General features: G+C 70.5%; 3 protein-coding genes and 1 pseudogene. 3 read left to right on the top strand and 1 reads right to left on the bottom strand.

Annotation, left to right across the window (positions count from 1 at the left end):
- Nucleotides 1–672 precede the first annotated feature (672 nt).
- A complete protein-coding gene (locus tag ACZ51D_RS43520; RefSeq protein WP_465626270.1) occupies nt 673–912 on the top strand; it encodes an SPFH domain-containing protein in 240 nt (79 codons plus the stop codon).
- A gap of 43 nt (nt 913–955) precedes the next feature.
- On the opposite strand, the gene dnaK is transcribed toward ACZ51D_RS43520, so the two are convergent.
- On the bottom strand, nt 956–2812 hold the full coding sequence (gene dnaK / locus ACZ51D_RS43515) for a molecular chaperone DnaK (RefSeq protein WP_465665847.1): 1857 nt from the start codon (nt 2810–2812) through the stop codon (nt 956–958).
- Between the two features lie 405 nt (nt 2813–3217).
- On the opposite strand from dnaK, the pseudogene ACZ51D_RS43510 reads away from it, so the two are divergent.
- Nucleotides 3218–3418: pseudogene (locus ACZ51D_RS43510) on the top strand (SpoIIE family protein phosphatase); the annotation flags it as partial.
- A 156-nt stretch (nt 3419–3574) separates the two neighbouring features.
- Nucleotides 3575–4021, top strand: a 447-nt coding sequence (locus tag ACZ51D_RS43505) for a DUF5994 family protein (protein WP_465665845.1), incomplete at its 3' end; no start/stop codon positions are given.

The following is a 4021-nucleotide window of genomic DNA, read 5'->3' as shown; positions in this document are numbered from 1 at the left end:
CGAACCGCAGGCCGTCGGCGGCGGTTCGCCCCGGTCGCGCGGGGTGCGCGCACCGGCCCCCGTGCCGGAACCGGACGGCGGAGCACGACCAGTACCCCGGCCAGTCCGACGGATGCCGGTGAACAGCGGGTAGGACATCGGTCCGTGTTCGAACCGTACCGTGGCGGGCGGTGTCTCGATGGGATTCGTGGTCCGCGGGCGGACCCGGTGCTCGGCTGCGATGCCGGAGAAGCCGGAGCCGCCGCTTCTCTCCGTCGTGCCACGCCGAGTGGCGCAGCGGCGGGGCATCGGCACGAGCCGGGGGGTGGATGGATGCTGTGTACTCCCCACTCGGGTGCGACGCGTTGCCTGCGGATGGTCGCCCCCGGGTGTGGTTGTGGGCGAGGCGACGGCTACTCGCGTTCGTCGGCCCGCCCCGATCCGGTCCGCATTGCGGCGACGGCTGCGTCCTGGGGGCGCCATCGCCAACCTGTCGGTGCAGAGGCACTTGGGCGGCCGGTCACGACAGGAGCAGGCCCGTTCGGCCCTGTCAATGGCACCGGATGCGGGGAAGGCTCACGGTAGGACCGAAAACCGGTCCCGCGCCTCCCGGTCGCTCTGCTCGCGGCGACGCGTTTCCCGGACCTGGCTGTCGACGCAGGTCCGCAGTCGAAGGAAGCCGAAAGGACTGCCGTGATCGCAGTCCTGGTGGTGCTGGTCATCCTGGTCCTGATCGGGCTCGCGATGTCGATCCGCATCGTCCGCCAGTACGAGAAGGGGGTCGTCTTCCGGTTCGGCCGGATCACCGGAGCACGCGAGCCGGGACTGCGCCTGATCGTCCCGTTCGCCGACGTCATGCACCACATCTCGCTGCGGGCCTGTCGGAGCGGGGCCGGGTCGTCGCGGCTGGAGGGTGGCCGCTGTCACGTATGACGCCCCCCAGGGCGGTCGCCCCGGCCCGGGTCGGCGGGCCGGCTCATCCGGTGGCTCCTTTCGGTATCTGGTCGTCGACGATCTCCGCATCGACGACCTCCTCCTCATCGCCGCTCTGCGTCGGGCCGGTGCCGGCCGCGGCTTGCGGGCCGCCGGCCTGGGCGTAGAGGGCGGTACCGATCTTCTGTGCGACGGTGGCCGCGCGCTCCATCGAGGTGCGGATGGCCGTGGTGTCCTCGCCCTTGAGCTTGTCCTTCAGGTCCGCCAGGGCTTCGTTGACCTCGGACGTGACGTCTGAGGGGATCTTGTCCGGGTTGTCCTGGAGGAGCTTCTCGGTGGAGTAGACGAGGTGTTCGGCCTGGTTGCGGGTCTCGGCGGCCTCCTTGCGGCGGCGGTCCTCCTCGGCGTGCTGCTCGGCCTCGCGCATCATGCGCTCGATGTCCTGCTTGGGCAGGGAGGAGCCACCGGTGACGGTCATCCTCTGCTCCTTCCCGGTGCCGAGGTCCTTGGCGGCGACGTGCATGATGCCGTTGGCGTCGATGTCGAAGGTGACCTCGATCTGCGGCAGGCCGCGCGGAGCCGGCGGCAGGCCGGTCAGCTCGAACATGCCGAGCTTCTTGTTGTACGCGGCGATCTCGCGCTCGCCCTGGAAGACCTGGATCTGCACGGACGGCTGGTTGTCCTCGGCCGTCGTGAAGATCTCGGAGCGCCGGGTGGGGATCGTGGTGTTGCGCTCGATCAGCTTGGTCATGATGCCGCCCTTGGTCTCGATGCCGAGGGACAGCGGGGTGACGTCGAGCAGCAGGACGTCCTTGACCTCGCCCTTGAGGACACCGGCCTGCAGGGAGGCGCCGATGGCGACGACCTCGTCCGGATTGACGCCCTTGTGCGGGTCCTTGCCGGTCAGCTCCTTCACCAGGCCGGTGACGGCCGGCATACGGGTCGAGCCGCCGACGAGGATGACGTGGTCGATGCCGGACACCTTGATCCCGGCGTCCTTCACCGCCTGGTGGAACGGGGTCTTGCAGCGTTCCAGCAGATCGGCGGTGAGCTGCTGGAACTGGGCGCGGGTGAGCTTCTCGTCCAGGTGCAGCGGGCCCTCGGCGGAGGCCGTGACGTACGGCAGATTGATCGTCGTCTCGCTCGTCGCGGACAGCTCGATCTTGGCCCTCTCGGCGGCCTCACGCAGCCGCTGCACGGCCATTTTGTCCTTCGACAGGTCGATGCCGTAACCGTTCTTGAACTGCTGGACGAGATGGTCGACGATCTTCTGGTCCCAGTCGTCGCCGCCGAGGTGGGTGTCACCGTTGGTGGCCTTCACCTCCACCACGCCCTCGCCGATCTCCAGCAGGGAGACGTCGAAGGTGCCGCCGCCGAGGTCGAAGACCAGGATCGTCTGGTCACTCTCCTTGTCCAGCCCGTACGCGAGGGCCGCGGCGGTCGGCTCGTTGACGATGCGCAGCACCTTCAGGCCGGCGATCTCCCCGGCCTCCTTGGTGGCGGTGCGCTGGGAGTCGTTGAAGTAGGCGGGGACGGTGACGACGGCGTCGGTGACGTCCTCGCCGAGGTAGGCCTCGGCGTCGCGCTTGAGCTTCTGCAGTACACGGGCGGAGATCTCCTGCGCGGTGTACCGCTTTCCCTCGACGTCGCCGGTGTCGGGGAAGCGCCAGTGCGGGTCGCCCACGTGGCGTTTGACGGAGCGGGCGGTGCGGTCCACGTTCGTGACGGCCTGGCGTTTGGCGACTTCGCCGACCAGCACGTCGCCGCCCTTGGCGAACGCCACGACTGACGGGGTGGTGCGCGCCCCTTCCGCGTTGGGGATGACGGTGGGCTCGCCGCCCTCCAGGACACAGACGACGGAGTTCGTGGTGCCCAGATCGATACCGACGGAGCGAGCCATCGCGGGGCCTCCTCCCGCACGAGCGGATTCCTGGGCCAAACCCCTCTCCCTCACTCGTAGAGCTTCAGTGGCTCGGTGTCAAGGTTGTTCGGCGTCGGGCCGCCCGCCGTGGGGCGGGAGGGCTCCGAACGCTCGGCGGTGAGGAGGTCGCCATGGCTTCCGTACTGCGGTGGGCGATCGCCCTGCCCCGTGCCCGGCACCCACGCGCCGCCCGAGACGGTCGTCGCGCATTCGGCCGCCGACTTCGGCCCGAACCGGGAGCCGGTCCGCACGGTCGGCCCTCGGGTGGCAGTGGTGCGGCCGTGTCGTCCTCAGCATTGGTGCGGCATGACGAACGCGCCGAGACCAGGGGTGAGCGGCCCTCGCGCGGCGCTGGACGGCGGCACGGTGACCGGGTCCTGTGGTTTCACCGACGGCCTGGTCGAGGAGCGCGAGGCCGGCGGGATGCAGTTCGGGGAGGAACAGCTCATCGACTGGGTCAACCGCGTCGAGCGATCGCAGGACGGGGTGCGGGCCGTGGTGCGCGCGCTTTCCCACATCCTGAAGGAGAAGCGGGGCGGGCGCACGAGCGACGACGCCACCCTGTTCCTGATCGAGTGGCGCTGAGACGCCCGCACCCCCGCCGCGGTTCTCCTGACCGGCCGGATCGGTCCGGCGCGGGCGGAGTACCGTGGAGATGTCGGGGCGGCCCGAGCCGCAGCGCCCTGAGGGCCGGGCCTCGCTCAGCGGGCTCGGCCCGCGTCCACGGACAGGTGGCGAGCCATGTCGGACGAAACCGGTGCCTCGCACCACGGGCTTCTGCCGGACCGGTTCCGGCAGGCCGCGCAGCCGGGGACGGTCCTGCTGCGCCTGGAGACCACCCAGTCACGCGAAGGTGCGCTCGACGGCGCGTGGTGGCCGCGTTCACGTGACATCGGCGCCGAACTGCCTGGCCTGGTCCGCGCGTTGACCGAACACCTCGGCCCCGTGGCGAGCGTCGGCCTGGACACGGAAGCCTGGGACGACGTCCCGGCCCGCCTGGTCGTCGACGGCCGGTCGGTGCACATCGACCGGTATCCGGTCGGCGACGACACCGTGATCATCACGCGGGGCGACCGCGATCACTTCAGCCTGCTCGTCGTCCCCCCGCAGGCGAGCCAGGAGGCGGCCCTGGCCGCGATGGCCCGCGCGGTCGAGGCCGACGGAACCGACTCGGCACGGCAGATCCTC

Source organism: Kitasatospora sp. NPDC033851, assembly GCF_055576085.1.
Note: the sequence above shows the minus strand (reverse complement) of the source record. Positions and strands in the feature narration are given on the sequence as shown.